The organism is Rhizobium sp. WYCCWR 11128 (assembly GCF_013416305.1).
GTDB classification, from domain to species: Bacteria; Pseudomonadota; Alphaproteobacteria; order Rhizobiales; family Rhizobiaceae; genus Rhizobium; species Rhizobium indicum.
Map to the genome: position 1 here is coordinate 21,462 of NZ_JACCEZ010000019.1, position 26,932 is coordinate 48,393.

Genomic DNA, 26,932 nt, shown 5'->3' on the forward strand with positions numbered 1-26,932 from the left:
GAATCGATAGCGCGTCTGAAAAGACGCGCGGCGCTGTACGTCACGGATGATCGTCTATCCCGTCGAAGTGGCCTATGCAGGCGATACGGCGCGCAGGCCGATGGACGGATCGACCGGCTGCCCTTGCTGCGGGCCAGCCTATGCCTTCAGGTGAAGCCGCGCCGCATAAAGCGCGATTGCTGCCGCATTCGAGACGTTGAGCGATTTGATCGAGCCCGGCATGTCGAGACGGGCAAGTGCGTTGACGGTTTCCCGCGTCTTCTGCCGAAGTCCCTTGCCCTCGGAGCCGAGCACGAGCGCCACCTTCTGGCCCGAGAAGGTGCCTTCGAGTGGCGCCGGCCCTTCCGAATCAAGGCCGATGGTGGAGAAACCCAGCTTGTGCAATTCACCGAGTGCATCGGCGAGATTGGTGACCTGTATATAAGGTATCAGTTCCAGCGCGCCGGAGGCGGACTTGGCGAGCACGCCCGATTCGGTCGGGCTGTGTCGCTGCGTGGTGATTACCGCGCCGGCATTGAAGGCGACGGCCGAGCGCATGATCGCGCCGACATTGTGCGGATCGGTCACCTGATCGAGGACGAGCAGGAGAGGACTTTCCTTCAGTGCTTCGAGCCGGCGTACCGGAAGCGGCCGTGTTTCCAGCATGACGCCCTGATGGATCGCCTCGGGGCCGAGCACCTTGTCGATCTCCTGCGGCGAAACGATCTCGAAGGGAATGCCGAGCGCCTCGAGGTCGACTTCGAGGCGCGCCAGCGCATTCTGAGTCACGAACAGCTTGATCTTCTTGCGCTCGGGATTGTCGAGCGCTGCGCGCACCGTATGCAGGCCATAGAGATGCACCTGGTCGGGCGCAAGCGCCGGCGGCTTCCAGTCTTCGCCGCCGCGCTTTCGCTTCTGCGGCTGAGGTGTCGGAATCTCCCCGCGTTCGCGCTTGGCGTCGCGGTGGGCGCGCCGCAGAGTGGCGTAATGCGTATCCTTGGCAGATGGGTCTGTCGCGGTCTTGCCGCCGGATTTGTTGTCTTTGCTCATGCAGCTTTATAGCCATGGCGCTCGCTGCCGCATAGGCTTTCTTTCATATGCCGGCTTTCGGTGGTGAATGAAATTTTTCGTGTTTTTTCCGTTGTCATCGTGTTGACAGACTGAAATGCTCCGGTCATATACGCGGCGCAGACGACGGGCAGCAACGCTTCGAAGTCTGACGAACTTGGTCTTGCGATCCGGACGAAAACTGGAGAGATGCCCGAGTGGTTAAAGGGGACGGACTGTAAATCCGTTGGCTCAGCCTACGTTGGTTCAAATCCAACTCTCTCCACCATTCGTCATCGGATCGGACCACCCCGCGGGTATAGCTCAATGGTAGAGCAGCAGCCTTCCAAGCTGAATACGCGGGTTCGATTCCCGCTACCCGCTCCAGTTTCCGTTACGCTACTTTATTCGACCGCTGCTGTGATAGTCCCCGAGATATCTCCGGCGCTGGCGAAGAAGCTGACGATTGCGATTATCGACTGGTGGGGAAGGGCGCTCTACGCCGAACGTCTATAGCGCGTCTCCGGCGGTCAATGCGATTTTCTCTAAGATTTCAGCGATTTTCGAGGGGGCTTTGGCGAATCGCCTTGCAGGCGGCGAATTGTCTCCCATATGCGCTGTCAGGCCAAGTTTGGCGTCTGCAATTAAGTCTTGCGCAATGTCGCTGAAAGCCTTAAACGGCGGCACTAAACCGGTTCGCCGGGGCCACCATTTTCGTTCACAGGAAGCATTCAAATGGGAAAGAGTAAGTTTGAGCGCAACAAGCCGCACGTCAACATTGGCACGATTGGCCACGTTGACCACGGCAAGACGTCTCTGACGGCAGCGATCACGAAGTACTTCGGTGAGTACAAGGCGTACGATCAGATCGACGCGGCTCCGGAAGAAAAGGCGCGTGGCATCACGATTTCGACGGCTCACGTTGAATACGAGACGCCGGCCCGCCACTACGCCCACGTCGACTGCCCCGGCCACGCCGACTACGTCAAGAACATGATCACCGGTGCTGCCCAGATGGACGGCGCGATCCTGGTGTGCTCGGCCGCTGATGGCCCGATGCCGCAGACGCGCGAACACATCCTGCTGGCTCGTCAGGTCGGCGTTCCGGCAATCGTGGTGTTCCTGAACAAGGTCGACCAGGTTGACGACGCCGAGCTTCTCGAACTGGTCGAGCTCGAAGTTCGCGAACTGCTGTCGTCCTACGACTTCCCGGGCGACGATATCCCGATCGTCAAGGGTTCGGCACTTGCTGCCCTTGAAGATTCGGACAAGAAGATCGGCGAAGACGCGATCCGCGAGCTGATGGCTGCTGTCGACGCCTACATCCCGACGCCTGAGCGTCCGATCAACCTGCCGTTCTTGCTGCCGATCGAAGACGTGTTCTCGATCTCTGGCCGCGGTACGGTTGTGACCGGCCGCGTCGAGCGTGGCATTGTCAAGGTTGGCGAAGAAGTCGAGATCGTCGGCATCCGCCCGACGACGAAGACGACGGTGACCGGCGTTGAAATGTTCCGCAAGCTGCTCGATCAGGGCCAGGCTGGCGACAACATCGGCGCGCTGATCCGCGGCGTCACCCGTGACGGCGTTGAGCGTGGCCAGATTCTGTGCAAGCCGGGTTCGGTCAAGCCGCACAAGAAGTTCATGGCTGAAGCCTACATCCTGACGAAGGAAGAGGGTGGCCGTCATACGCCGTTCTTCACCAACTACCGTCCGCAGTTCTACTTCCGCACGACCGACGTGACCGGCATCGTAACGCTGCCGGAAGGCACGGAGATGGTCATGCCGGGCGACAACGTCACGGTATCGGTCGAGCTGATCGTTCCGATCGCGATGGAAGAAAAGCTGCGCTTCGCTATCCGCGAAGGCGGCCGCACCGTCGGCGCCGGTATCGTCGCGTCGATCGTCGAGTAACTTTCGAGTTATCCGCAATTATGAAGACCCCGCTGGAAACAGCGGGGTTTTTCATTTTCATGGCTTCCTGTAGGTTTAACAGGTGTTGTAAAAATATCGTTAAGTTGGCCTGTCACAGTATTTTGTTCATCTCACGTTCAGAAACCGGTTTGTGATTGGACCATTGTAGTCCAGACTCCTCCTTGCAAAGAGGAGAGCCCGGATGATTCCAAAGGCCACATTCGCTGCGACGATATTCGCGATGTATGTTTTCACGATGTTTTTCATCGCTGCAATTCCGCAAGAAGTTGTTCAGTCTGCCGTCGTGCAGATTGGCGAGGTAAGTGTCGTCAAGTGATGACCTTTGCCGAGCATCGCAGGGTTCTGCGGTGATCGGAAATGATCGGCCAGGTGCTCCCGGATAGGGCTTCTGGCGACGCGGGGGTGAACCCTTGCAGGACGCTCGCTTGCTCTTCGCGCGGAAGCGTCTATCTATGCCTCCGATTTCATGACGCGGAGGATATTCCATGAAGAGACGTATTCTATTCACCGGCGGTTCGGGCAAGGCAGGTCGCCATGCGGTGCCGTGGCTCGTCAATGCCGGTTACGAGGTTCACAACCTCGATCTCGTGCCGCTGGATAGCCCCGGCGTCACCAATCTCATCGCCGACATCACCGATAGCGGTCAGGTCTTCAACGCGCTCTCGATGCATCGCGATTTTCCCGATCTCGACGCGGGCAGGGGCGTGCAGCCCTTCGACGCCGTCGTGCATTTCGCCGCCATCCCGCGCATCTTGATCAAGCCCGATAACGAAACCTTCCGCATCAACACGATGGGCACCTATAATGTCATCGAGGCGGCGGTGAAGCTCGGCATCCGGAAGATCATCGTCGCATCGAGCGAGACGACTTACGGCGTCTGCTTCGCCGAAGGCCATCGCGATTTCCACCAGTTCCCGCTGGAGGAGGATTACGACGTCAATCCAATGGATTCCTACGGCCTTTCCAAAGTGGTCAACGAAAAGACGGCGCGCGCCTTTGCCGAACGTTCGGGCTTCGACATCTATGCGCTGCGCATCGGCAACGTCATCGAGCCTGACGAGTACGAGAAGTTTCCGACCTATTTCGCCAATCCCGAGATGCGCAAGCGCATCGCCTGGAGCTATATCGACGCCCGCGACCTCGGGCAGATCTGCCATCTCTGCATCGAGAAGGACGGTCTCGGCTACCAGGTCTTCAACGCTGCCAACGACACCGTCTCTGCCAATACGCCATCGAAAGAGCTTGCGAAGCGATTCTTTCCGAACGTGCCCTTCACCCGCGAGATCGGCGAATATGAGGGCCTGCTCTCCAACCGCAAGATCCGCGAGGTGCTGGGTTTTAAGGAAGAACACGATTGGCGGAAATATGTGAAGGTCTGAACGGACCGCGGTTCCGCGATTGAAAGGCCGATCGCTCGCATATCAGGAGAATGGCTTTGAAAATCGAAAATCGTGCTTGCCAATCCCGTGCCGTCGTCTTAAAGGGAGCGCCATGCTTTTCAGCAGCGATTTGCGGGCCTTGGCTCAGGCGCTGAATGATCGGTATGAAGGGGTATAGCTCAGTTGGTAGAGCGGCGGTCTCCAAAACCGCAGGTCGTAGGTTCGAGCCCTACTGCCCCTGCCATTTTCCTGGATGCGGGACAGCGCGGACATGCTCGCGGCATTTCCGGTCGGGAATGATTGGTGGTAAGTAATTTCGTTAAACTTCGGTTTCCCCCTTGTGTATTCGGAAATCGGTGTTTATTTAGGGTTCAACAGACACGCGGTGCGTGGGGCTGATAGTTTCAGCTTTACGCGCCGTAATTGCGTGGGCAGTCGATGGCATCCAAATCCAATCCGTTTGCGTTTCTGCAGCAGGTTCGCTCCGAGACGTCCAAAGTTACATGGCCGTCGCGCCGCGAGACCATGATCTCGACGGTCATGGTGCTGGTGATGGTGGTTTTCGCCGCGCTGTTTTTCTTTGCCGCTGACCAGCTGATCGGCTGGGCTCTGAGCTTCGTGCTGAATACCGGCAACTGATACGGGTGGAAATGAAAATGGCGGCACGTTGGTACATCGTCCACGCATATTCAAATTTTGAAAAGAAGGTGGCTGAAGACATCGAGAACAAGGCTCGCCAGAAGGGGCTTGAGCACCTGTTCGAGAAGATCCTCGTGCCGACTGAAAAGGTGGTGGAAGTGCGTCGCGGCCGCAAGGTCGATTCCGAGCGCAAGTTTTTTCCGGGCTATGTCATGGTTCGTGCCAATCTGACGGACGAAGCCTACCACCTGATCAAGAATACGCCGAAGGTCACAGGTTTCCTCGGCTCCGACAATAAGCCCGTTCCGATTCCGGATTATGAAGCCGAGCGCATTCTCGGTCAGGTTCAGGAAGGTGTCGAGCGGCCGAAGGCCTCCATTACCTTCGAGATCGGCGAGCAGGTCCGCGTTTCCGACGGTCCGTTCGCGTCGTTCAACGGCACGGTTCAGGATGTGGACGAAGAACGTTCGCGCCTGAAGGTGGAAGTGTCGATCTTCGGCCGCGCAACGCCGGTCGAGCTGGAATACGCTCAGGTCGAGAAGGTCTGATTGCAAAAACTGGAAGCTGGCCCTTGCGGCCTGTTTCCTGCGGACCTTGTCCGCACCCGCGTGGAAGGTGAGGGGTCTTAGCCGGACCCTAAGGATCCGCACCACGCAACCGCAGCCGCCGGAGAGATCCGGCATCACGGGCCGGGCGACCGGCCGTTCATGAAAGGCAGAGAGATATGGCTAAGAAAGTTGCAGGCCAGCTCAAGCTTCAGGTCAAGGCAGGATCGGCAAACCCGTCCCCGCCGATTGGTCCGGCGCTTGGTCAGCGTGGCATTAACATCATGGAATTCTGCAAGGCGTTCAATGCCGCCACGCAGGAAATGGAAAAGGGCATGCCGATTCCGGTCGTCATTACCTATTACCAGGACAAGTCCTTCACCTTCGCGATGAAGCAGCCGCCGGTCAGCTACTGGCTGAAGAAGGAAGCGAAGATCACGTCCGGTTCCAAGACGCCAGGCAAGGGCGCCAAGGCCGGCTCCCTCACCAAGGCTCAGATCAAGTCGATCGCAGAAGCCAAGATGAAGGATCTGAACGCAGCGGATATCGAAGGTGCAATGGCGATGATCGAGGGCTCTGCCCGCGCCATGGGCCTGGAAGTGGTGGGTTAAGATCATGGCTGGTAAGCGCACACAGAAGATCAACGAAGGTGTTGATCCTACCAAGCTCTACGCTCTGACCCTGGCCATTGGCATGGTCAAGGAACGGGCTGTCGCCAAGTTCGACGAAACCATCGAAGTCTCGATGAACCTCGGCGTCGACCCGCGCCATGCGGACCAGATGGTTCGCGGCGTCGTCAACCTGCCGAACGGCACGGGCCGTACGGTTCGCGTCGCCGTCTTCGCTCGTGGCGCCAAGGCTGACGAAGCCAAGGCCGCCGGTGCCGATATCGTCGGCGCCGAAGACCTCGTCGAAATCGTCCAGGGCGGCAAGATCGAATTCGATCGCTGCATCGCCACCCCCGACATGATGCCGCTCGTCGGCCGTCTCGGTAAGGTTCTTGGCCCCCGCGGCATGATGCCGAACCCGAAGGTCGGCACCGTCACCATGGATGTCGCCGGAGCCGTCAAGGCTTCCAAGGGCGGCGCTGTCGAGTTCCGCGTCGAGAAGGCCGGCATCGTCCATGCCGGTATCGGCAAGGCCTCTTTCGACGCCAAGGCTCTGGAAGAAAACATCCGCGCCTTTGCTGACGCCGTCATCAAGGCGAAGCCGGCTGGCGCCAAGGGCAACTACGTCAAGCGCGTGGCGATTTCCTCGACCATGGGCCCGGGCGTCAAGATCGAGCCCGGCTCGGTCACCGGTGCTCCGGCTGCGTAAGTTTATGACCGGGCTTTAAGTCCGGCGACTGAATTTCCGGCCTCGCAAGGGGCCGGAATATTCCGGAGAAATCCGGAATCCTGTCCGAGATTGCAGGTGGTTTTCCCTTAATCACTGTGCCTGCATGAGACGGGTAAGACCCGAATTGCAAGAAGTTCGCTTCTAGGAACTCGGTTCGAGCCTTGGATGCCTTGTGCCTCTTTAGCCTTGATTGGCGCGAGAGCGCGGGGGGACAGGATCCTCAAGCGTCGCTTGGGATCTCTCATGATCCCAGGAGGCAAAAGGCAACCGGCGGGCCCATTTTCGGTCCCGCCAACTGGAGATAGGCAGTGGAAAGAGCGGAGAAACGCGAATTCGTCACGGAACTGAACGAAGTCTTCAAGGCTTCGGGCTCAGTTGTCGTGGCCCACTATGCTGGTGCCACAGTCGCGCAGATGAACGATTTTCGTTCGAAGATGCGCGCAGCTGGCGGTACCGTCAAAGTCGCGAAGAACCGCCTGGCCAAGATTGCCCTTCAGGGTACGGAAGCGGAAGGGATGTCCAATCTCTTCAAGGGTCAGACGCTGATTGCATACAGCACCGATCCGATCACCGCTCCGAAGGTCGTCATGGATTTCGCCAAGACCAATGACAAGATCATTGTTCTGGGCGGCGCCATGGGAACAACCACGCTCAACGCCGATGCAGTCAAGTCGCTTGCGACCCTGCCTTCGCTCGATGAGCTGCGTGCGAAGCTGCTGGGCATGATCCAGACACCGGCTACCCGCATCGCTGGGGTTGTTGCAGCACCGGCAAGCCAGCTTGCCCGCGTGTTTGCGGCCTACGCCAAGAAGGACGAAGCCGCGTAAGGCGGTTTTTCGCTGTTTATAATCAACCGGTTCGAACCGAACAAAAGGAACTAGTAAAATGGCTGATCTCGCAAAGATCGTTGACGACCTCTCCTCGCTGACCGTTCTGGAAGCTGCAGAACTGTCGAAGCTTCTCGAAGAAAAGTGGGGCGTTTCCGCTGCTGCTCCGGTAGCTGTTGCTGCCGCTGCCGGCGGTGCTGCTGCTGCTGTCGTTGAAGAAGAAAAGACCGAATTCGACGTCATCCTCGTCGAAGCTGGTGCCAACAAGATCAACGTCATCAAGGAAGTCCGCGCCATCACTGGTCTCGGCCTCAAGGAAGCCAAGGATCTCGTTGAAGCCGCTCCGAAGGCTGTCAAGGAAGGCGTCAACAAGGCTGAAGCCGCTGACATCAAGAAGAAGCTTGAAGACGCTGGCGCCAAGGCCGACGTCAAGTAATCTTGAACTGCTTTTGGGAGGCAGTATCTCTACTGCCTCCCATTTGCCGTTTTTCTGAACGAATTACCCAAAAGCCGCGTCGAAACGGCTTTTGGGTAATGGGTTCTTCAAAAGGATGGTCTCGCACCGAGGGCAGCACAGCAATCCGAGCTGAGCGTTTTCTGGGGTCGGACGAGATTGAACTACTCATTGATTGACGGGATCGACTGGCCATCGGTTCCCGTCCGTTGCAGGCCCGGGTGCAAGATTTTGAAGGAGCGACGATGGCTCAGACCCTTTCGTTCAACGGTCGTAGGCGCGTACGCAAGTTTTTTGGTAAGATCCCCGAAGTCGCAGAAATGCCGAACCTCATCGAGGTTCAGAAGGCGTCCTACGACCAGTTTCTGATGGTTGAAGAGCCGAAGGGCGGCCGACCCGACGAGGGTCTTCAGGCCGTTTTCAAGTCGGTTTTCCCGATCACCGATTTCTCCGGCGCATCCATGCTGGAATTCGTGTCCTACGAGTTCGAACCGCCGAAGTTTGACGTTGACGAATGCCGTCAGCGCGACCTGACCTATGCAGCGCCGCTGAAGGTGACGCTGCGCCTCATCGTGTTCGATATCGACGAGGATACCGGCGCGAAGTCGATCAAGGACATCAAGGAACAGTCCGTTTACATGGGCGACATGCCGCTCATGACCAACAACGGCACGTTCATCGTCAACGGCACCGAGCGCGTCATCGTCTCCCAGATGCACCGTTCGCCGGGCGTCTTCTTCGACCACGACAAGGGCAAGAGCCATTCGTCCGGCAAGCTGCTCTTTGCTGCGCGCGTCATCCCCTATCGCGGTTCCTGGCTCGATATCGAATTCGACGCCAAGGACATCGTCTATGCTCGTATCGACCGCCGCCGTAAGATCCCTGTCACGTCGCTGCTGATGGCGCTCGGCATGGACGGCGAGGAAATCCTCGACACCTTCTACACGAAGTCGCTCTACAAGCGCGACGGCGAAGGCTGGCGCATTCCCTTCAAGCCGGAAACGCTGAAGGGTGCCAAGGCGATCACCGAGATGGTCGACGCCGATACCGGCGAAGTCGTCGTCGAAGCCGGCAAGAAGCTGACCCCGCGCCTGCTGCGCACACTGTCCGACAAGGGGCTGAAGGCACTCAAGGCCGCCGACGATGATCTGTATGGCAACTACCTTGCCGGCGATATCGTCAACTACTCGACGGGTGAAATCTACCTCGAGGCCGGCGACGAAATCGACGAGAAGACGCTTGGTATCATCCTGGCGAACGGCTTCGACGAGATCCCGGTTCTCGGCATCGATCACATCAATGTCGGCGCCTATATCCGCAACACGCTGACAGCTGACAAGAACGAGAACCGTCAGGACGCTCTGTTCGACATCTACCGCGTCATGCGTCCGGGTGAGCCGCCGACCATGGAATCGGCCGAAGCCATGTTCAACTCGCTGTTCTTCGATGCGGAGCGTTACGACCTCTCCGCCGTTGGCCGCGTCAAGATGAACATGCGCCTCGACCTGACCGTCGAAGACACCGTCCGCATCCTGCGCAAGGACGACATCCTGGCCGTGGTCAGGATGCTGGTCGAACTGCGCGACGGCAAGGGCGAGATCGACGACATCGACAACCTCGGCAACCGCCGCGTCCGTTCGGTCGGCGAGCTGATGGAAAACCAGTACCGTCTCGGCCTGCTTCGCATGGAGCGCGCGATCAAGGAACGCATGTCCTCGATCGAGATCGACACGGTCATGCCGCAGGATCTGATCAATGCCAAGCCGGCAGCTGCTGCCGTGCGTGAATTCTTCGGTTCCTCGCAGCTTTCGCAGTTCATGGACCAGGTCAACCCGCTCTCGGAAATCACCCACAAGCGCCGTCTTTCGGCTCTTGGCCCGGGCGGTCTGACCCGTGAGCGCGCCGGCTTCGAAGTCCGCGACGTGCATCCGACCCACTATGGCCGCATCTGCCCGATCGAAACGCCGGAAGGCCCGAACATCGGTCTCATCAACTCGCTTGCTACCTTTGCCCGCGTCAACAAGTACGGCTTCATCGAAAGCCCGTACCGCCGCATCGTCGACGGCAAGGTGACGAGCGACGTGCTCTACCTCTCCGCCATGGAAGAGGCGAAGTACTACGTCGCCCAGGCCAACGCCGAGATGAACGCTGACGGTTCATTCGTCGACGAATTCGTCGTCTGCCGTCATGCCGGCGAAGTCATGCTCGCCCCGCGCGATAGCATGAACCTGATGGACGTCTCGCCGAAGCAGGTCGTTTCGGTCGCAGCCGCGCTTATCCCGTTCCTGGAAAACGACGACGCCAACCGCGCGCTCATGGGCTCGAACATGCAGCGTCAGGCAGTGCCGCTGCTGCGTGCCGAAGCTCCGTTCGTCGGTACCGGCATGGAGCCGGTCGTCGCCCGTGACTCGGGTGCTGCCATCGGCGCCCGCCGCGGCGGCGTGGTCGACCAGGTCGACGCGACGCGTATCGTTATCCGCGCCACGGAAGACCTCGAAGCCGGCAAGTCCGGCGTCGATATCTACCGCCTGCAGAAGTTCCAGCGTTCGAACCAGAACACCTGCGTCAACCAGCGTCCGCTGGTCACCGTCGGTGACGAGGTCAACCGCGGCGACATCCTCGCCGACGGCCCGTCGACCGATCTCGGCGACCTGGCACTCGGCCGCAACGCGCTCGTCGCGTTCATGCCCTGGAACGGCTACAACTACGAAGACTCGATCCTGCTCTCCGAGCGTATCGTCGCCGACGACGTGTTCACCTCCATTCACATCGAGGAATTCGAAGTGATGGCGCGCGACACCAAGCTTGGTCCTGAGGAAATCACCCGCGATATTCCGAACGTTTCGGAAGAAGCGCTGAAGAACCTCGACGAAGCCGGCATCGTCTATATCGGCGCCGAAGTTCAGCCGGGCGATATCCTGGTCGGCAAGATCACACCGAAGGGCGAAAGCCCGATGACGCCGGAAGAAAAGCTTCTGCGCGCCATCTTCGGCGAAAAGGCCTCCGACGTGCGCGACACCTCCATGCGCATGCCGCCCGGCACCTACGGCACCATCGTCGAAGTCCGCGTCTTCAACCGCCACGGCGTTGAAAAGGACGAGCGCGCGATGGCGATCGAGCGCGAAGAAATCGAGCGTCTGGCAAAGGACCGCGACGACGAGCAGGCGATCCTCGACCGTAACGTCTACGGCCGTCTGATCGAGATGCTGCGTGGCCAGGCCTCCATCGCCGGCCCGAAGGGCTTCAAGAAGGGAGCCGAGCTTTCGAACGCCGTCGTCTCCGAATATCCCCGCTCGCAGTGGTGGATGTTTGCGGTCGAAGACGAAAAGGTCCAGAGCGAACTCGAAGCGCTCCGCGGTCAGTACGACGAATCCAAGTCGCGCCTTGAACAGCGCTTCATGGACAAGGTCGAAAAGGTCCAGCGCGGCGATGAAATGCCTCCTGGCGTCATGAAGATGGTCAAGGTCTTCGTCGCCGTAAAGCGCAAGATCCAGCCGGGCGACAAGATGGCCGGCCGTCACGGGAACAAGGGCGTCGTTTCGCGCATTGTGCCGGTGGAGGACATGCCTTTCCTCGAAGACGGTACGCACGTCGACGTCGTTCTGAACCCGCTCGGCGTGCCTTCGCGCATGAACGTCGGCCAGATCCTGGAAACGCATCTGGGTTGGGCTTGCGCCGGCATGGGTCGCCAGATCGGCGAACTGATCGACGCATACAAGGCCAATGGCAACATTGAGCCGCTGCGCAAGACCATCGGCGATGTCGTCGGAGACGGCCCGAAGGCCGAGCAGGTTCATGAGTTCGACGACGACTCGGTTCTGCGTCTCGCCGACCAGTGGAAGCGCGGCGTTTCGATTGCGACGCCTGTTTTCGACGGCGCGAACGAAGCCGACGTCAACGACATGCTGCGTCTGGCAGGTCTCAAGGATAGCGGTCAGTCGACGCTCTATGATGGCCGTACCGGTGAGCAGTTCGACCGTCAGGTGACCGTGGGCTACATCTACATGCTGAAGCTCAACCACTTGGTCGACGACAAGATCCACGCTCGTTCGATCGGTCCTTACTCGCTCGTGACCCAGCAACCGCTGGGCGGCAAGGCGCAGTTCGGCGGCCAGCGCTTCGGCGAAATGGAAGTCTGGGCGCTCGAAGCATACGGCGCGGCCTACACGCTGCAGGAAATGCTGACGGTGAAGTCGGACGACGTCGCCGGCCGCACCAAGGTCTACGAAGCCATCGTCCGCGGAGACGACACGTTCGAAGCCGGTATTCCGGAAAGCTTCAACGTTCTCGTCAAGGAAATGCGCTCGCTGGGCCTCAGCGTCGAGCTCGAGAACACCAAGCTTGACGAGGCGCAGGCAGCTCAGCTGCCCGACGCGGCCGAGTAAGCACTTGATAGGGCGTGCGCTGCCAACGCGGCGCACGCCGGTCCCACCGGGCGCCGTATCCGTGTCGGCCCGGAAGGGAAGTTTCGCCGCATCCAGCGGTTATTCTCGTTTAAGCGAGGGAGGCGGCTCCCGGGAATTTGCCGCCGACCATCGCATTTTGAGGGCGCTTTAGCCCATGAAGGAGACAGGCATGAACCAAGAGGTCATGAATCTTTTCAATCCGCAGGTGCCTGCACAGAATTTCGATTCCATTCGGATTTCGATCGCGTCTCCGGAGAAGATCCTCTCCTGGTCTTACGGTGAGATCAAGAAGCCGGAAACCATCAACTACCGTACGTTCAAGCCGGAACGCGACGGTCTGTTCTGCGCGCGCATCTTCGGGCCGATCAAGGACTACGAATGCCTGTGCGGCAAGTACAAGCGCATGAAGTACAAGGGCATCATCTGCGAAAAGTGCGGCGTCGAAGTCACGCTGTCGCGCGTTCGCCGTGAGCGCATGGGCCATATCGAGCTCGCCGCTCCCGTTGCCCACATCTGGTTCCTGAAGTCGCTGCCATCACGCATTTCGACGCTGCTCGACATGACGCTGAAGGATGTCGAGCGCGTCCTCTACTTCGAAAACTACATCGTCACCGAGCCGGGCCTGACCGCCCTGAAGGAGCACCAGCTCCTCTCGGAAGAAGAGTACATGCTCGCTGTCGACGAATACGGCGAAGACCAGTTCACCGCGATGATCGGCGCGGAGGCGATCTACGAGATGCTGGCCTCGATGAACCTCGAAAAGATCGCTGGCGACCTGCGCGCCGAGCTTGCCGACACCACGTCGGATCTCAAGCAGAAGAAGCTGATGAAGCGCCTGAAGATCGTCGAGAACTTCATGGAGTCGGGCAACCGTCCGGAGTGGATGATCATGAAGGTCGTTCCGGTCATTCCGCCGGATCTGCGTCCGCTGGTTCCGCTCGACGGCGGCCGTTTCGCGACGTCGGATCTGAACGATCTCTACCGCCGCGTCATCAACCGTAACAACCGTCTGAAGCGCCTGATCGAGCTTCGTGCGCCTGGCATCATCATCCGCAACGAAAAGCGCATGCTGCAGGAATCCGTTGACGCGCTGTTCGACAACGGTCGTCGCGGCCGTGTCATCACCGGCGCCAACAAGCGTCCGCTAAAGTCGCTCTCCGACATGCTGAAGGGCAAGCAGGGCCGCTTCCGCCAGAACCTGCTCGGCAAGCGCGTCGACTATTCCGGCCGTTCGGTCATCGTCACCGGTCCGGAACTGAAGCTGCACCAGTGCGGCCTGCCGAAGAAGATGGCGCTCGAGCTCTTCAAGCCGTTCATCTATGCCCGCCTCGACGCCAAGGGTTACTCCTCGACCGTCAAGCAGGCCAAGAAGCTGGTCGAAAAGGAAAAGCCTGAGGTCTGGGATATCCTCGACGAGGTCATCCGCGAGCATCCGGTTCTCTTGAACCGCGCACCGACGCTGCACCGCCTGGGCATCCAGGCCTTCGAACCTATCCTGGTCGAAGGCAAGGCGATCCAGCTGCATCCGCTCGTCTGCACGGCCTTCAACGCCGACTTCGACGGCGACCAGATGGCCGTTCACGTGCCGCTGTCGCTCGAAGCCCAGCTCGAAGCCCGCGTGCTGATGATGTCGACCAACAACATCCTGCATCCGGCCAACGGCGCGCCGATCATCGTTCCCTCGCAGGACATGGTTCTCGGCCTCTACTATCTGTCGATCCTCAACCAGAACGAGCCGGGCGAAGGCATGGCCTTCTCCGATCTCGGCGAGCTGCATCACGCCCTCGAAAGCAAGGTCGTGACGCTGCACACCAAGATCCGCGGCCGCTTCAAGTCGGTCGACGAGGATGGCAAGCCTTACTCGAAGATCTATGAGACGACGCCTGGCCGTCTGCTCATCGGCGAACTGTTGCCAAAGAACGGCAAGGTGCCCTTCGATATCTGCAACCAGGAAATGACCAAGAAGAACATCTCGAAGATGATCGACACGGTCTATCGCCATTGCGGCCAGAAGGACACGGTCATTTTCTGCGACCGCATCATGCAGCTCGGCTTCGCCCACGCCTGCCGCGCCGGCATTTCGTTCGGCAAGGACGACATGGTCATTCCGGATGCCAAGGCCAAGATCGTTGCCGACACCGAAAACCTGGTGAAGGAATACGAGCAGCAGTACAATGACGGCCTCATCACCCAGGGCGAGAAGTACAACAAGGTTGTCGACGCCTGGGGCAAGGCGACCGAAAAGGTCGCCGAAGAGATGATGGCGCGCATCAAGGCGGTCGAATTCGACGAGAAGACCGGTCGCCAGAAGCCGATGAACTCGATCTACATGATGAGCCACTCCGGTGCCCGCGGTTCTCCGAACCAGATGCGCCAGCTGGGCGGCATGCGTGGCCTCATGGCCAAGCCGTCTGGCGAAATCATCGAGACCCCAATCATCTCGAACTTCAAGGAAGGCCTGACCGTCAACGAGTACTTCAACTCGACCCACGGCGCCCGTAAGGGTCTGGCAGACACCGCCCTGAAGACCGCCAACTCCGGCTACCTGACCCGCCGTCTCGTCGACGTCGCGCAGGATTGCATCGTCACGCACGTCGATTGCGGAACGCAGACAGGCCTCACCATGACCGCCATCGTCGATGCCGGCCAGGTGGTTGCCTCGATCGGCGCCCGTATCCTCGGCCGCACGGCGCTCGACGACATCGATCATCCGGTCACGGGTGAGCGCATCGTCGATGCCGGCAGGATGATCCTCGAGCCCGACGTCGTCGAAATCGAGAAGGCTGGCATCCAGTCGATCCGCATCCGCTCGGCACTGACCTGCGAAATCCAGACGGGCGTCTGCTCGGTCTGCTACGGCCGCGACCTCGCGCGTGGTACGCCGGTCAATATGGGCGAAGCCGTCGGCGTCATCGCTGCTCAGTCGATCGGCGAGCCGGGCACCCAGCTCACCATGCGTACCTTCCACCTTGGCGGTACGGCAACCGTGGTCGACCAGTCGTTCCTCGAAGCCTCGTACGAAGGTACGGTGCAGATCAAGAATCGCAACATCCTGCGCAACTCCGATGGCAACCTCGTTGCCATGGGCCGCAACATGACCGTCCAGATCTTGGACGAACGTGGTGTCGAGCGGTCGTCGCAGCGTGTGGCCTACGGTTCGAAGCTGCATGTCGACGAAGGCGACAAGGTCAAGCGCGGCCAGCGCCTGGCGGAGTGGGACCCCTACACCCGTCCGATGATGACGGAAGTGGCCGGTACCGTTCAGTTTGAAGATCTGGTCGACGGTCTCTCCGTTCTGGAAGCGACCGACGAATCGACCGGCATCACCAAGCGTCAGGTCATCGACTGGCGTTCGACCCCGCGCGGCTCGGACCTCAAGCCGGCGATCGTCATCAAGGATGCCAGCGGCAATATCGCCAAGCTTTCCCGTGGTGGTGACGCCCGCTTCTTCCTCTCGGTCGATGCGATCCTGTCGGTCGAGCCGGGCACGAAGGTCTCCCAGGGTGACGTTCTCGCCCGTTCGCCGCTCGAAAGCGCCAAGACCAAGGACATCACCGGCGGTCTGCCGCGTGTTGCCGAGCTGTTCGAAGCCCGCCGTCCGAAGGACCACGCCATCATCGCAGAGATCGATGGTACGATCCGTCTCGGCCGCGACTACAAGAACAAGCGTCGCGTCATCATCGAGCCGGCGGAAGACGGTGTCGAGCCTGTCGAATACCTGATCCCGAAGGGCAAGCCCTTCCACCTTCAGGAAGGCGACTATATCGAAAAGGGTGACTACATCCTCGACGGTAACCCGGCTCCGCACGACATCCTGGCGATCAAGGGCGTGGAGGCTCTGGCCTCCTACCTCGTCAACGAGATCCAGGAAGTCTACCGCCTGCAGGGCGTCGTCATCAACGACAAGCACATCGAGGTGATTGTCCGTCAGATGCTGCAGAAGGTGGAAATCACCGATGCAGGCGACTCGACCTATATCGTCGGCGACAATGTCGACCGGATCGAGCTCGAAGACGTCAACGATCACCTGATCGAGCAGGGCAAGAAGCCAGCCTACGGCGATCCGGTTCTTCTCGGCATCACCAAGGCATCGCTGCAGACCCCGTCCTTCATCTCGGCCGCGTCCTTCCAGGAAACGACCAAGGTGCTGACGGAAGCTGCAATCGCCGGCAAGACCGACGGTCTGCAGGGTCTGAAGGAAAACGTCATCGTCGGCCGCCTTATCCCGGCCGGTACCGGCGGCACCATGACCCAGATCCGCCGCATCGCCACGTCGCGCGACGAGATGATCCTCGAAGAGCGCCGCAAGGGCACGGGTGCTGCCGTTGCCACGCCGATGCTGCAGGACATGGCCGAAAAGGCTCCGGCTGCGGAATAACCCGCAGCTGAAGTCTATGAAATTGAAAAACCGCCCGGAGCGATCCGGGCGGTTTTTGTTTTATCTGCTCTGATTATTTGGCGGGGAGGGGGCTGCTTCCGCTTATGCTGCCTTGGCAGCGTGACCAGCGGCTCCCTTCAGTTGAACCGAATGATCGCGACTTCGCCTTCGACGGCGCCCTGGTAGGCAGATGCGTGCGGCTCTTCGGCCGGGACCTCGGTCAGCATGCCGATCTGGTCGAGATCTGCCTCGATGAAGCCTTCCTCGGCAAGGGCGTTCAAGGCCTCGCGTACGGCAGTGTCGTCGTCAGGCGCCTTCAGCATGATGTGCAGGTCGATGCCTTCGCTGGCGTCGGACTCGTAGCCCTTGCCGATGATGATGAAGATCATCGGGCCGTCGAAATTATTGTCGTTATCAGGTGTCGTGATCATCGCCTGTCCTTCGGCTCTTTGACGATTCGTTCGCTCGAATCCTGCTGGGAGGGCCGAACGCCGCAATTGCTGATTCCTTAACTGCTTTTGCTGCAATGCCCAAGTTTTTATCTTGGGGCACAGCCGTGAATTCGTCTAGAAGGATGAAACAGGGCGTTCGGCCGGCATATCAAGGCGATACGGCGAGTTTATTTCTTAACCGGCCTTGACGAGACGGGTGGAAACCAGTAGTACCCCGGCCATCAGATCCCATGTGAGGCTTGGCTGTTCGGGGCGACTCGCCCTGAAGTTCACCTCAAACAAGGTTCTAAACGCACGTTGAAGTCATGATGCTGCACGCACGACGCATATTCTATGCGTCCTCTGCTCCTTGTGGTCCATCTGCGGAAGCGGATCGGGCCATATTTTGCGCATTGACGGAAAGCGCGCGTCACTGCCGGAGACGGCGCGAGTTCAAGCCCGCAAGGGTACTGAGATAAAACGTAAGGGATGGTTGAATGCCTACCGTAAACCAGCTGATCCGCAAGCCTCGCCAGGCGAACGTAAAGCGTAACAAGGTTCCCGCACTCCAGGAGAACCCGCAGAAGCGCGGCGTTTGCACGCGCGTCTACACGACGACGCCGAAGAAGCCGAACTCGGCTCTGCGTAAGGTCGCAAAGATCCGCCTGACCAACGGCTTCGAAGTCATTGGTTACATCCCCGGCGAAGGTCACAACCTTCAGGAACACTCCGTCGTCATGATCCGTGGCGGCCGCGTCAAGGACCTTCCGGGTGTCCGTTATCACATCATCCGCGGCGTTCTCGATACCCAGGGTGTCAAGAACCGCAAGCAGCGCCGCTCCAAGTACGGCGCGAAGCGTCCGAAGTAATTCGGTTTTTGAATAATCCGGCGCTGCGCGAGGTCCTCCGCGTCATGAAGCGCCTTAACGGTTGAAGAGACAAAATATGTCCAGACGTCATAAAGCAGAAAAGCGCGAGATCAATCCGGACCCGAAGTTCGGCGATCTCGTCGTCACCAAGTTCATGAATGCCATTATGCTCGACGGCAAGAAGTCCGTTGCTGAAAACATCGTCTACGGTGCGTTCGACGTTGTCCAGGGCAAGGCCAAGCAGGAGCCGCTCACAGTTTTCCATTCTGCGCTTGAGAACATTGCCCCGCACGTTGAAGTTCGCTCGCGTCGTGTCGGTGGTGCGACCTATCAGGTCCCCGTCGATGTTCGTCCGGAGCGCCGCCAGGCTCTTGCTATTCGCTGGCTGATCGCTGCTGCCCGCAAGCGCAATGAAACGACTATGGTTGACCGCCTTTCCGGCGAACTGCTCGATGCGTCCAACAACCGCGGCTCCGCCGTCAAGAAGCGCGAAGACACGCACAAGATGGCTGACGCCAACCGCGCGTTCTCGCACTATCGCTGGTAATTCCGAACGGTATCGAAAGGCAGTCCACAATGGCTCGCGAATATAAGATCGAAGACTACCGTAATTTCGGTATCATGGCGCATATCGACGCCGGCAAGACCACGACCACCGAGCGTATTCTTTATTACACCGGCAAGTCGCACAAGATCGGCGAAGTCCACGACGGCGCAGCCACCATGGACTGGATGGAGCAGGAGCAGGAGCGTGGCATCACGATCACCTCTGCTGCCACCACGACCTACTGGAAGGGCCGTGACGGCAAAACGCGCCGCTTCAACATCATCGACACTCCCGGCCACGTCGACTTCACCATTGAAGTCGAGCGTTCGCTGCGCGTTCTCGACGGGGCCATCGCGCTGCTCGACGCTAACGCCGGTGTTGAGCCGCAGACGGAAACCGTCTGGCGTCAGGCTGAAAAGTACAATGTCCCGCGGATGATCTTCTGCAACAAGATGGACAAGACCGGTGCGGACTTCTACCGCTCCGTCGAGATGATCAAGACCCGTCTCGGTGCAACGGCTGTCGTCATGCAGCTGCCGATCGGTGCAGAAACCGAATTCAAGGGCGTCATCGACCTGGTCGAGATGAACGCACTCATCTGGCGCGACGAGTCGCTCGGCGCCCAGTGGGATGTCGTCGAGATCCCCGAGGACATGAAGGCCAAGGCTGAAGAATATCGCGAAAAGCTGATCGAGACGGTCGTCGACATCGACGAAGCCGCCACCGAAGCTTACCTCGAAGGCATTCTGCCCGACAACGATCAGATCCGTGCGCTGGTTCGCCGCGGCACGATCGACGTCAAGTTCCATCCGATGTTCTGCGGCACCGCCTTCAAGAACAAGGGCGTGCAGCCGCTGCTCGACGCCGTCGTCGACTACCTGCCGTCGCCGATGGACATCCCGGCGATCAAGGGCATCGATTTCAAGACGGAAGCCGAAATCGAGCGTCATGCCGATGACAGCGAGCCGCTTTCCATGCTCGCCTTCAAGATCATGAACGACCCCTTCGTCGGTTCGCTGACCTTCGCCCGCATCTACTCCGGCAAGCTCGAGAAGGGCACGTCGGTCATCAACACGGTCAAGGACAAGCGCGAGCGCGTCGGCCGTATGCTGCAGATGCACTCCAACTCGCGTGAAGACATCGAAGAAGCCTTCGCAGGCGACATCGTTGCTCTCGCTGGCCTCAAGGAAACCACGACGGGCGACACGCTCTGCGATCCGCTGAAGCCGGTTATCCTCGAGCGCATGGAATTCCCGGAGCCGGTCATCCAGATCGCCATCGAGCCGAAGACCAAGGGCGACCAGGAAAAGATGGGCCTCGCGCTCAACCGCCTGGCTGCTGAAGATCCGTCCTTCCGCGTCAAGACCGACCAGGAATCAGGCCAGACCATCATCGCCGGCATGGGCGAACTGCATCTCGACATCATCGTCGACCGCATGCGTCGTGAATTCAAGGTCGAAGCAACTGTCGGCGCGCCGCAGGTTGCCTACCGCGAAACCATCACCCGGACGCATGAAGAAGACTACACGCACAAGAAGCAGTCCGGTGGTACCGGCCAGTTCGCGCGCGTCAAGATCGTCTTCGAACCGAACCCGGACGGCGACGAATTCAAGTTCGAATCGAAGATCGTCGGCGGTTCCGTTCCGAAGGAATATATCCCCGGCGTCCAGAAGGGCATCGAAAGCGTTCTGTCTTCGGGTCCGCTCGCAGGCTTCCCGATGCTCGGCGTCAAGGCGACCCTCATCGACGGCGCCTTCCACGACGTCGACTCCTCGGTTCTTGCCTTCGAAATCGCATCGCGTGCCTGCTTCCGTGAAGCAGCCAGGAAGGCCGGCGCTCAGCTGCTCGAGCCGATGATGAAGGTCGAAGTCGTCACCCCGGAAGATTACGTCGGCGACGTTATCGGCGACCTGAACTCCCGTCGCGGTCAGATCCAGGGCCAGGAAAGCCGTGGTATCGCCGTCGTCATCAACGCGAACGTCCCGCTCGCGAACATGTTCAAATACGTCGACAACCTGCGCTCCATGTCCCAGGGCCGCGCCCAGTACACGATGACCTTCGATCACTATTCGCCGGTCCCGTCGAACGTCGCAACTGAAATCCAGGCAAAGTATTCCGGTCAGAAGTGACCGGAATACCAATTGACCGATAACAAGAATTAGATCCCTTCGGGGACTAGCAAAACGGAGACCCGAAAATGGGAAAGAGTAAGTTTGAGCGCAACAAGCCGCACGTCAACATTGGCACGATTGGCCACGTTGACCACGGCAAGACGTCTCTGACGGCAGCGATCACGAAGTACTTCGGTGAGTACAAGGCGTACGACCAGATCGACGCGGCTCCGGAAGAAAAGGCGCGTGGCATCACGATTTCGACGGCTCACGTTGAATACGAGACGCCGGCCCGCCACTACGCCCACGTCGACTGCCCCGGCCACGCCGACTACGTCAAGAACATGATCACCGGTGCTGCCCAGATGGACGGCGCGATCCTGGTGTGCTCGGCCGCTGACGGCCCGATGCCGCAGACGCGCGAACACATCCTGCTGGCTCGCCAGGTCGGCGTTCCGGCAATCGTGGTGTTCCTAAACAAGGTCGACCAGGTTGACGACGCCGAGCTTCTCGAACTGGTCGAGCTCGAAGTTCGCGAACTGCTGTCGTCCTACGACTTCCCGGGCGACGATATCCCGATCGTCAAGGGTTCCGCACTTGCTGCCCTTGAAGATTCGGACAAGAAGATCGGCGAAGATTCGATCCGCGAGCTGATGGCTGCTGTCGACGCCTACATCCCGACGCCTGAGCGTCCGATCAACCTCCCGTTCCTGCTGCCGATCGAAGACGTGTTCTCGATCTCGGGCCGCGGTACGGTTGTGACCGGCCGCGTCGAGCGTGGCATCGTCAAGGTTGGCGAAGAAGTCGAGATCGTCGGCATCCGCCCGACGACGAAGACGACGGTGACCGGCGTTGAAATGTTCCGCAAGCTGCTCGATCAGGGCCAGGCTGGCGACAACATTGGTGCGCTGATCCGCGGCGTTACCCGTGACGGCGTTGAGCGTGGCCAGATTCTGTGCAAGCCGGGTTCGGTCAAGCCGCACAAGAAGTTCATGGCAGAAGCCTACATCCTGACGAAGGAAGAGGGTGGCCGTCATACGCCGTTCTTCACCAACTACCGTCCGCAGTTCTACTTCCGCACGACCGACGTGACCGGCATCGTAACGCTGCCGGAAGGCACCGAGATGGTCATGCCGGGCGACAACGTCACGGTATCGGTCGAGCTGATCGTTCCGATCGCGATGGAAGAAAAGCTGCGCTTCGCCATCCGCGAAGGCGGCCGCACCGTCGGCGCCGGTATCGTCGCGTCGATCGTCGAGTAATTAGCGGCTGGGCCACCTGGCCCAAGGAAAGGATAGGGACGCCGATCTCGGTGTCCCTCTCGATCTTTGAAACCGGTGGCCCGCTAACGTAACTGAAGGTAAGCCGTGTCCCTAAGTGGTGACACGCGGATAACAGACACAAGGATAAAGTCGAATGAACGGCCAGAATATCCGCATCCGCCTGAAGGCGTTCGATCACCGGATTCTCGATGCCTCCACGCGCGAGATCGTATCGACGGCTAAGCGCACCGGTGCAAGCGTCCGGGGCCCCGTTCCGCTTCCGACCCGCATCGAGAAGTTTACGGTCAACCGGTCCCCGCACATCGACAAGAAGAGCCGCGAACAGTTCGAGATGCGCACGCATAAGCGCCTTCTCGATATCGTTGACCCGACCCCGCAGACGGTAGACGCGCTGATGAAGCTCGATCTCGCCGCCGGTGTCGATGTTGAGATCAAGCTCTGAGACCTCGGGTCTTCGGGCTGAGTGAGAAGGATTGAACCGATGCGTTCAGGTGTGATTGCACAGAAGGTGGGAATGACCCGCGTCTATAACGACGCCGGCGAGCATGTCCCGGTAACGGTACTGCGTATGGAAGGCTGCCAGGTCGTAGCCACGCGCACTGTCGAAAAGAATGGCTATACCGCAGTTCAGCTCGGTGCCGGCCAGGCGAAGGTGAAGAACACGTCGAAGGCGATGCGCGGCAACTTTGCCATTGCCAACGTCGAGCCGAAGGCCAAGCTGACGGAATTCCGCGTGTCGGAAGATCAGCTGCTTGAGGTCGGCACTGAGATCAAGGCGGGTCACTTTGCAGCCGGTCAGCTCGTCGACGTGACGGGCACGACGATCGGTAAGGGTTTTGCCGGCGCCATGAAGCGCCACGGTTTCGGCGGTCTGCGTGCCACGCACGGTGTGTCGGTGTCTCACCGTTCGCACGGTTCGACCGGCTCGCGCCAGGATCCGGGCAAGGTTTTCAAGAACAAGAAGATGGCTGGTCACATGGGCCAGACGCGCGTCACGACGCAGAACCTGGAAGTGGTTTCGACCGACGAAGATCGTGGTCTGATCCTGATCAAGGGTGCTGTTCCTGGTTCCAAGGGTGCTTGGATCATCGTGCGCGACGCCGTCAAGTCGGCCGCGAAGTAAGGGAGCCAGATCAATGGAATTCAACGTCAAGACCCTCGAGGGAAAAGACGCCGGGAAGGTTTCCCTTTCGGACGCGATTTTCGGCCTCGAGCCCCGTGAAGACATTCTCGCCCGCGTCATTCGCTGGCAGCTTGCCAAGAAGCAGCAGGGCACGCACAAGGCTAAGGGCCGCGCGGAAGTTTCGCGCACCGGCGCCAAGATGTACAAGCAGAAGGGTACGGGTCGCGCCCGCCACCATTCGGCTCGCGCTCCGCAGTTCCGCGGCGGCGGCAAGGCTCACGGCCCGGTCGTCCGCAGCCACGAGCACGATCTTCCGAAGAAGGTTCGCGCACTCGGCCTTCGCCACGCCCTTTCGGCCAAGATCAAGGCCGATGACGTCATCGTCATCGACAACCTGGTTGCCGCTGAAGCCAAGACCAAGTCGCTCGCGTCCGTTTTCGAGACGCTCGGCCTGACCAACGCCCTCTTCATCGGCGGCGCAGAGCTTGATGGCAACTTCAAGCTCGCAGCTCAGAACATCCCGAACATCGATGTTCTGCCGATCCAGGGCATCAACGTTTACGACATCGTGCGCCGCGGCAAGCTCGTGCTTTCCAAGGCTGCGGTTGAAGCGCTAGAGGAGCGATTCAAGTGACCGATCTTCGCCACTACGATGTGATCGTCTCTCCGGCGATCACCGAAAAGTCCACGCTGGTATCCGAAAACAACCAGGTTGTTTTCAATGTCGCCAAGCAGGCGACGAAGCCGGAAATCAAGGCTGCGGTCGAGGCGCTGTTCGGCGTCAAGGTCACGGCTGTCAACACTCTGCTGCGCAAAGGCAAGACCAAGCGGTTCCGCGGTTTCGTCGGCAAGCAGAAGGACGTGAAGAAGGCTGTTGTGACGCTGGCTGAAGGCCAGACGATCGACGTCTCCACCGGTCTCTGAGGTATAAGAAAATGGCATTGAAAACTTTCAATCCGATCACCCCGAGCCAGCGCCAGCTGGTCATCGTCGACCGTTCGGCCCTCTACAAGGGCAAGCCGGTCAAGGCGCTGACGGAAGGTCTGACCAAGAGCGGCGGTCGTAACAACCTCGGCCGCATCACCGCCCGCTTCATCGGCGGCGGTCACAAGCGCACCTATCGTCTGATCGACTTCAAGCGTCGCAAGTTCGACGTCGAAGGCACGGTCGAGCGTATCGAATACGATCCGAACCGCACGGCTTTCATCGCGCTGGTGAACTATGCTGACGGCGAGAAGGCTTATATTCTCGCTCCTCAGCGTCTCGCGGCCGGTGACAAGGTCATCGCTTCCGAGAAGGCTGTCGACGTCAAGCCCGGCAACACCATGCCGCTGCAGTTCATCCCGGTCGGCTCCATCATCCACAATGTGGAAATGAAGCCGGGCAAGGGTGGTCAGATCGCTCGCTCCGCCGGTGGCTACGCACAGCTCGTCGGCCGCGACCAGGGCATGGCGATCCTTCGCCTGAACTCCGGTGAACAGCGTCTCGTTCATGGCTCCTGCCTTGCTTCGATCGGCGCGGTCTCCAACCCTGATCACGCCAACATCAACGACGGCAAGGCCGGTCGTACCGTTTGGCGCGGCAAGCGTCCGCATAACCGCGGTGTCGTCATGAACCCGGTCGACCATCCGCACGGCGGTGGTGAAGGCCGCACCTCCGGTGGTCGCCATCCGGTGACGCCGTGGGGCAAGCCGACCAAGGGCAAGCGCACCCGGTCGAACAAGTCGACCGACAAGATGATCATGCGCTCGCGTCATCAGCGTAAGAAGTAAGAGAGGAAGTCTCCAATGGCTCGTTCAGTATGGAAAGGTCCGTTCGTTGACGGCTATCTTCTCAAGAAGGCTGAGAAGGTTCGTGAAGGCGGTCGTAGTGAAGTGATCAAGATCTGGAGCCGTCGCTCCACGATCCTGCCGCAGTTCGTCGGTCTCACCTTCGGCGTCTACAACGGCAGCAAGCATATCCCGGTCAGCGTCAATGAAGACATGGTCGGCCACAAATTCGGTGAATTCTCTCCGACCCGCACCTACTACGGTCACGGCGCGGACAAGAAGGCGAAGAGGAAGTAACAATGGGCAAGGCAAAAGCCGAACGCCGGCTGAAGGACAACGAGGCGCAAGCAGTCGCCCGCACGCTCCGCGTCAGCCCCCAGAAGCTCAACCTGGTTGCTGCGGCTATCCGTGGCAAGAAGGTAGAGCGCGCACTCGCTGAGCTGGAGTTCTCCCGCAAGCGCATCGCAGGCGCCGTCAAGAAGACGCTCGAATCTGCGATCGCCAATGCCGAGAACAACCACGATCTCGACGTCGACTCGCTGGTTGTCGCCGAGGCCTATGTCGGCAAGTCGATCGTCATGAAGCGTTTCCACGCTCGTGGCCGCGGTCGCGCGTCGCGCATCGAAAAGCCCTTCGCGCACCTGACGATCGTCGTTCGTGAAGTGCAGGCAGCAGAGGAGGCCGCATAATGGGTCAGAAAATCAATCCAATCGGTTTCCGTCTCGGCATTAACCGTACCTGGGATAGCCGCTGGTTTGCGGACAATGCCGAGTACGGTCAGCTGCTGCACGAAGACCTGAAGATGCGTAAGTTCGTCATGAGCGAACTGAAGCAGGCCGGGATCTCCAAGGTGGTCATCGAGCGTCCGCACAAGAAGTGCCGCGTCACGATCCACTCGGCACGTCCGGGCCTGATCATCGGCCGCAAGGGCGCTGACATCGACAAGCTTCGCAAGAAGCTGTCGGAGATGACCAATTCGGAAACGCACCTCAACATCGTCGAAGTGCGCAAGCCCGAAGTCGATGCGACGCTGGTCGCTCAGTCGATCGCCCAGCAGCTCGAGCGTCGCGTGGCTTTCCGTCGCGCCATGAAGCGCGCCGTTCAGTCCGCGATGCGTCTTGGCGCCGAAGGCATCAAGATCACCTGCGCCGGCCGTCTCGGTGGCGCTGAAATCGCCCGTACGGAATGGTACCGCGAAGGTCGTGTGCCGTTGCACACGCTGCGCGCCGACATCGACTACGGCACGGCTGAAGCAGAAACCGCGTTCGGCATCTGCGGCATCAAGGTCTGGATCTTCAAGGGCGAAATCCTTGAGCATGATCCGATGGCTTCCGAGCGCCGCGCGATGGAAGGTGACGCCCAGGGTCCGGCAAGCCGTGATCGTGACCGCGACAGAGACCGTCGCCGCGACAACGCTTGATAGCGCGCGTGGCAGAGAAGTTCGGAGAATAAGAAAATGTTGCAGCCAAAGCGTACCAAGTACCGCAAGCAGTTCAAGGGCCGCATCAAGGGCGTCGCCAAGGGCGGTTCTGACCTGGCATTCGGCGAATTCGGCCTGAAGGCACAGGAACCCAACCGCGTCAACGCGCGCGAGATCGAAGCGGCCCGCCGCGCGATCACGCGTTATATGAAGCGCGCCGGCCGTGTATGGATCCGCGTGTTCCCGGACGTTCCGGTAACCAAAAAGCCGACCGAAGTCCGTATGGGTAAGGGTAAGGGCTCCGTTGAATACTGGGCATGCAAGGTCAAGCCTGGCCGTATGATGTTCGAGATCGACGGTGTCAGCGAAGAAATCGCCCGTGAGGCGCTTCGCCTCGGCTCTGCCAAGCTCTCGGTCAAGACGCGCTTCGTTCAGCGCATTGCAGAGTAAGGGAT

Annotated in this window: 26 protein-coding genes and 3 tRNA genes; 27 read left to right on the forward strand and 2 right to left on the reverse strand. The window is 59.7% G+C overall.

Annotated elements, in window-relative coordinates; genetic code table 11:
* Positions 1-138: 138 nt before the first annotated feature.
* Complete coding sequence (rlmB, locus tag HX898_RS32035) at positions 139-1,029, reverse strand: 23S rRNA (guanosine(2251)-2'-O)-methyltransferase RlmB (RefSeq protein ID WP_138328198.1); 891 nt, start codon at positions 1,027-1,029, stop codon at positions 139-141.
* 201 nt (positions 1,030-1,230) lie between these two features.
* Between rlmB and HX898_RS32040 the strand changes: the two genes are divergently transcribed.
* The 14 genes from HX898_RS32040 (at position 1,231) to rpoC (ending at position 16,924) form a co-directional block, all read left to right on the forward strand.
* Positions 1,231-1,315: transfer RNA gene (locus HX898_RS32040), tRNA-Tyr, on the forward strand.
* 24 nt (positions 1,316-1,339) lie between these two features.
* Positions 1,340-1,413: transfer RNA gene (locus HX898_RS32045), tRNA-Gly, on the forward strand.
* 348 nt (positions 1,414-1,761) lie between these two features.
* Positions 1,762-2,937 (forward strand): elongation factor Tu, encoded by a 1,176-nt coding sequence (gene tuf, locus HX898_RS32050; protein WP_020049533.1) that lies wholly within the window; start codon positions 1,762-1,764, stop codon positions 2,935-2,937.
* Between the two features lie 202 nt (positions 2,938-3,139).
* Positions 3,140-3,274, forward strand: a complete 135-nt coding sequence (locus tag HX898_RS33495; protein ID WP_003547509.1) for a hypothetical protein — start codon at positions 3,140-3,142, stop codon at positions 3,272-3,274.
* Between the two features lie 169 nt (positions 3,275-3,443).
* Entirely contained in the window at positions 3,444-4,337 is an 894-nt protein-coding gene (locus HX898_RS32055) for an NAD(P)-dependent oxidoreductase (protein WP_017960033.1), read from the forward strand.
* A 168-nt stretch (positions 4,338-4,505) separates the two neighbouring features.
* Positions 4,506-4,581: transfer RNA gene (locus HX898_RS32060), tRNA-Trp, on the forward strand.
* A gap of 194 nt (positions 4,582-4,775) precedes the next feature.
* Positions 4,776-4,976: a preprotein translocase subunit SecE gene (gene secE / locus HX898_RS32065; protein ID WP_003547514.1), complete on the forward strand. Its 201-nt coding sequence runs from the start codon at positions 4,776-4,778 to the stop codon at positions 4,974-4,976.
* Positions 4,977-4,993: 17 nt separating this feature from the next.
* Positions 4,994-5,524, forward strand: a complete 531-nt coding sequence (nusG, locus tag HX898_RS32070; protein ID WP_003547516.1) for a transcription termination/antitermination protein NusG — start codon at positions 4,994-4,996, stop codon at positions 5,522-5,524.
* 176 nt (positions 5,525-5,700) lie between these two features.
* Positions 5,701-6,132, forward strand: a complete 432-nt coding sequence (gene rplK, locus HX898_RS32075; protein WP_003547518.1) for a 50S ribosomal protein L11 — start codon at positions 5,701-5,703, stop codon at positions 6,130-6,132.
* A 4-nt stretch (positions 6,133-6,136) separates the two neighbouring features.
* Positions 6,137-6,838, forward strand: a complete 702-nt coding sequence (rplA, locus tag HX898_RS32080; RefSeq protein ID WP_003547520.1) for a 50S ribosomal protein L1 — start codon at positions 6,137-6,139, stop codon at positions 6,836-6,838.
* Positions 6,839-7,167: 329 nt separating this feature from the next.
* Positions 7,168-7,686 (forward strand): 50S ribosomal protein L10, encoded by a 519-nt coding sequence (gene rplJ, locus HX898_RS32085; RefSeq protein WP_003547522.1) that lies wholly within the window; start codon positions 7,168-7,170, stop codon positions 7,684-7,686.
* 58 nt (positions 7,687-7,744) lie between these two features.
* Complete coding sequence (rplL, locus tag HX898_RS32090; protein ID WP_003547523.1) at positions 7,745-8,122, forward strand: 50S ribosomal protein L7/L12; 378 nt, start codon at positions 7,745-7,747, stop codon at positions 8,120-8,122.
* A 263-nt stretch (positions 8,123-8,385) separates the two neighbouring features.
* On the forward strand, positions 8,386-12,525 hold the full coding sequence (gene rpoB, locus HX898_RS32095; protein ID WP_012757017.1) for a DNA-directed RNA polymerase subunit beta: 4,140 nt from the start codon (positions 8,386-8,388) through the stop codon (positions 12,523-12,525).
* Between the two features lie 190 nt (positions 12,526-12,715).
* The gene (rpoC, locus tag HX898_RS32100; RefSeq protein WP_026158635.1) at positions 12,716-16,924 is read left to right on the forward strand and encodes a DNA-directed RNA polymerase subunit beta'; all 4,209 of its coding nucleotides are present in this window, start codon (positions 12,716-12,718) and stop codon (positions 16,922-16,924) included.
* Between the two features lie 137 nt (positions 16,925-17,061).
* Here rpoC and HX898_RS32105 read toward each other — a convergent pair whose 3' ends face one another.
* Positions 17,062-17,355, reverse strand: a complete 294-nt coding sequence (locus HX898_RS32105; RefSeq protein WP_003547528.1) for a hypothetical protein — start codon at positions 17,353-17,355, stop codon at positions 17,062-17,064.
* 497 nt (positions 17,356-17,852) lie between these two features.
* Between HX898_RS32105 and rpsL the strand changes: the two genes are divergently transcribed.
* The 13 genes from rpsL (at position 17,853) to rplP (ending at position 26,927) form a co-directional block, all read left to right on the forward strand.
* Complete coding sequence (rpsL, locus tag HX898_RS32110; RefSeq protein ID WP_003547537.1) at positions 17,853-18,224, forward strand: 30S ribosomal protein S12; 372 nt, start codon at positions 17,853-17,855, stop codon at positions 18,222-18,224.
* Positions 18,225-18,300: 76 nt separating this feature from the next.
* Positions 18,301-18,771, forward strand: a complete 471-nt coding sequence (gene rpsG / locus HX898_RS32115) for a 30S ribosomal protein S7 (RefSeq protein ID WP_011651422.1) — start codon at positions 18,301-18,303, stop codon at positions 18,769-18,771.
* Between the two features lie 29 nt (positions 18,772-18,800).
* Positions 18,801-20,900: an elongation factor G gene (fusA, locus tag HX898_RS32120; protein WP_017993648.1), complete on the forward strand. Its 2,100-nt coding sequence runs from the start codon at positions 18,801-18,803 to the stop codon at positions 20,898-20,900.
* Positions 20,901-20,968: 68 nt separating this feature from the next.
* Positions 20,969-22,144, forward strand: coding sequence for an elongation factor Tu (tuf, locus tag HX898_RS32125; protein WP_012757012.1), 1,176 nt, complete (start codon positions 20,969-20,971; stop codon positions 22,142-22,144).
* A gap of 154 nt (positions 22,145-22,298) precedes the next feature.
* On the forward strand, positions 22,299-22,607 hold the full coding sequence (rpsJ, locus tag HX898_RS32130; protein WP_003547547.1) for a 30S ribosomal protein S10: 309 nt from the start codon (positions 22,299-22,301) through the stop codon (positions 22,605-22,607).
* A gap of 39 nt (positions 22,608-22,646) precedes the next feature.
* A complete protein-coding gene (rplC, locus tag HX898_RS32135; RefSeq protein ID WP_003547548.1) occupies positions 22,647-23,288 on the forward strand; it encodes a 50S ribosomal protein L3 in 642 nt (213 codons plus the stop codon).
* Positions 23,289-23,301: 13 nt separating this feature from the next.
* Positions 23,302-23,922: a 50S ribosomal protein L4 gene (rplD, locus tag HX898_RS32140; RefSeq protein WP_003547549.1), complete on the forward strand. Its 621-nt coding sequence runs from the start codon at positions 23,302-23,304 to the stop codon at positions 23,920-23,922.
* A complete protein-coding gene (locus HX898_RS32145) occupies positions 23,919-24,212 on the forward strand; it encodes a 50S ribosomal protein L23 (protein ID WP_003547550.1) in 294 nt (97 codons plus the stop codon). The genes rplD and HX898_RS32145 overlap by 4 nt, the downstream gene beginning before the upstream one ends.
* A gap of 11 nt (positions 24,213-24,223) precedes the next feature.
* Complete coding sequence (rplB, locus tag HX898_RS32150) at positions 24,224-25,060, forward strand: 50S ribosomal protein L2 (protein ID WP_003547551.1); 837 nt, start codon at positions 24,224-24,226, stop codon at positions 25,058-25,060.
* Positions 25,061-25,075: 15 nt separating this feature from the next.
* Positions 25,076-25,354, forward strand: a complete 279-nt coding sequence (rpsS, locus tag HX898_RS32155; RefSeq protein WP_003547552.1) for a 30S ribosomal protein S19 — start codon at positions 25,076-25,078, stop codon at positions 25,352-25,354.
* Between the two features lie 2 nt (positions 25,355-25,356).
* Positions 25,357-25,746, forward strand: coding sequence for a 50S ribosomal protein L22 (gene rplV, locus HX898_RS32160; protein WP_003547553.1), 390 nt, complete (start codon positions 25,357-25,359; stop codon positions 25,744-25,746).
* Complete coding sequence (rpsC, locus tag HX898_RS32165) at positions 25,746-26,477, forward strand: 30S ribosomal protein S3 (RefSeq protein ID WP_003547554.1); 732 nt, start codon at positions 25,746-25,748, stop codon at positions 26,475-26,477. Before rplV ends, rpsC begins: the two co-directional genes overlap by 1 nt.
* A gap of 36 nt (positions 26,478-26,513) precedes the next feature.
* Positions 26,514-26,927 carry a 50S ribosomal protein L16 gene (gene rplP / locus HX898_RS32170; protein ID WP_003547555.1) on the forward strand — a complete coding sequence of 138 codons (414 nt, stop codon included), beginning with the start codon at positions 26,514-26,516 and terminating at the stop codon, positions 26,925-26,927.
* Positions 26,928-26,932 lie beyond the last annotated feature (5 nt).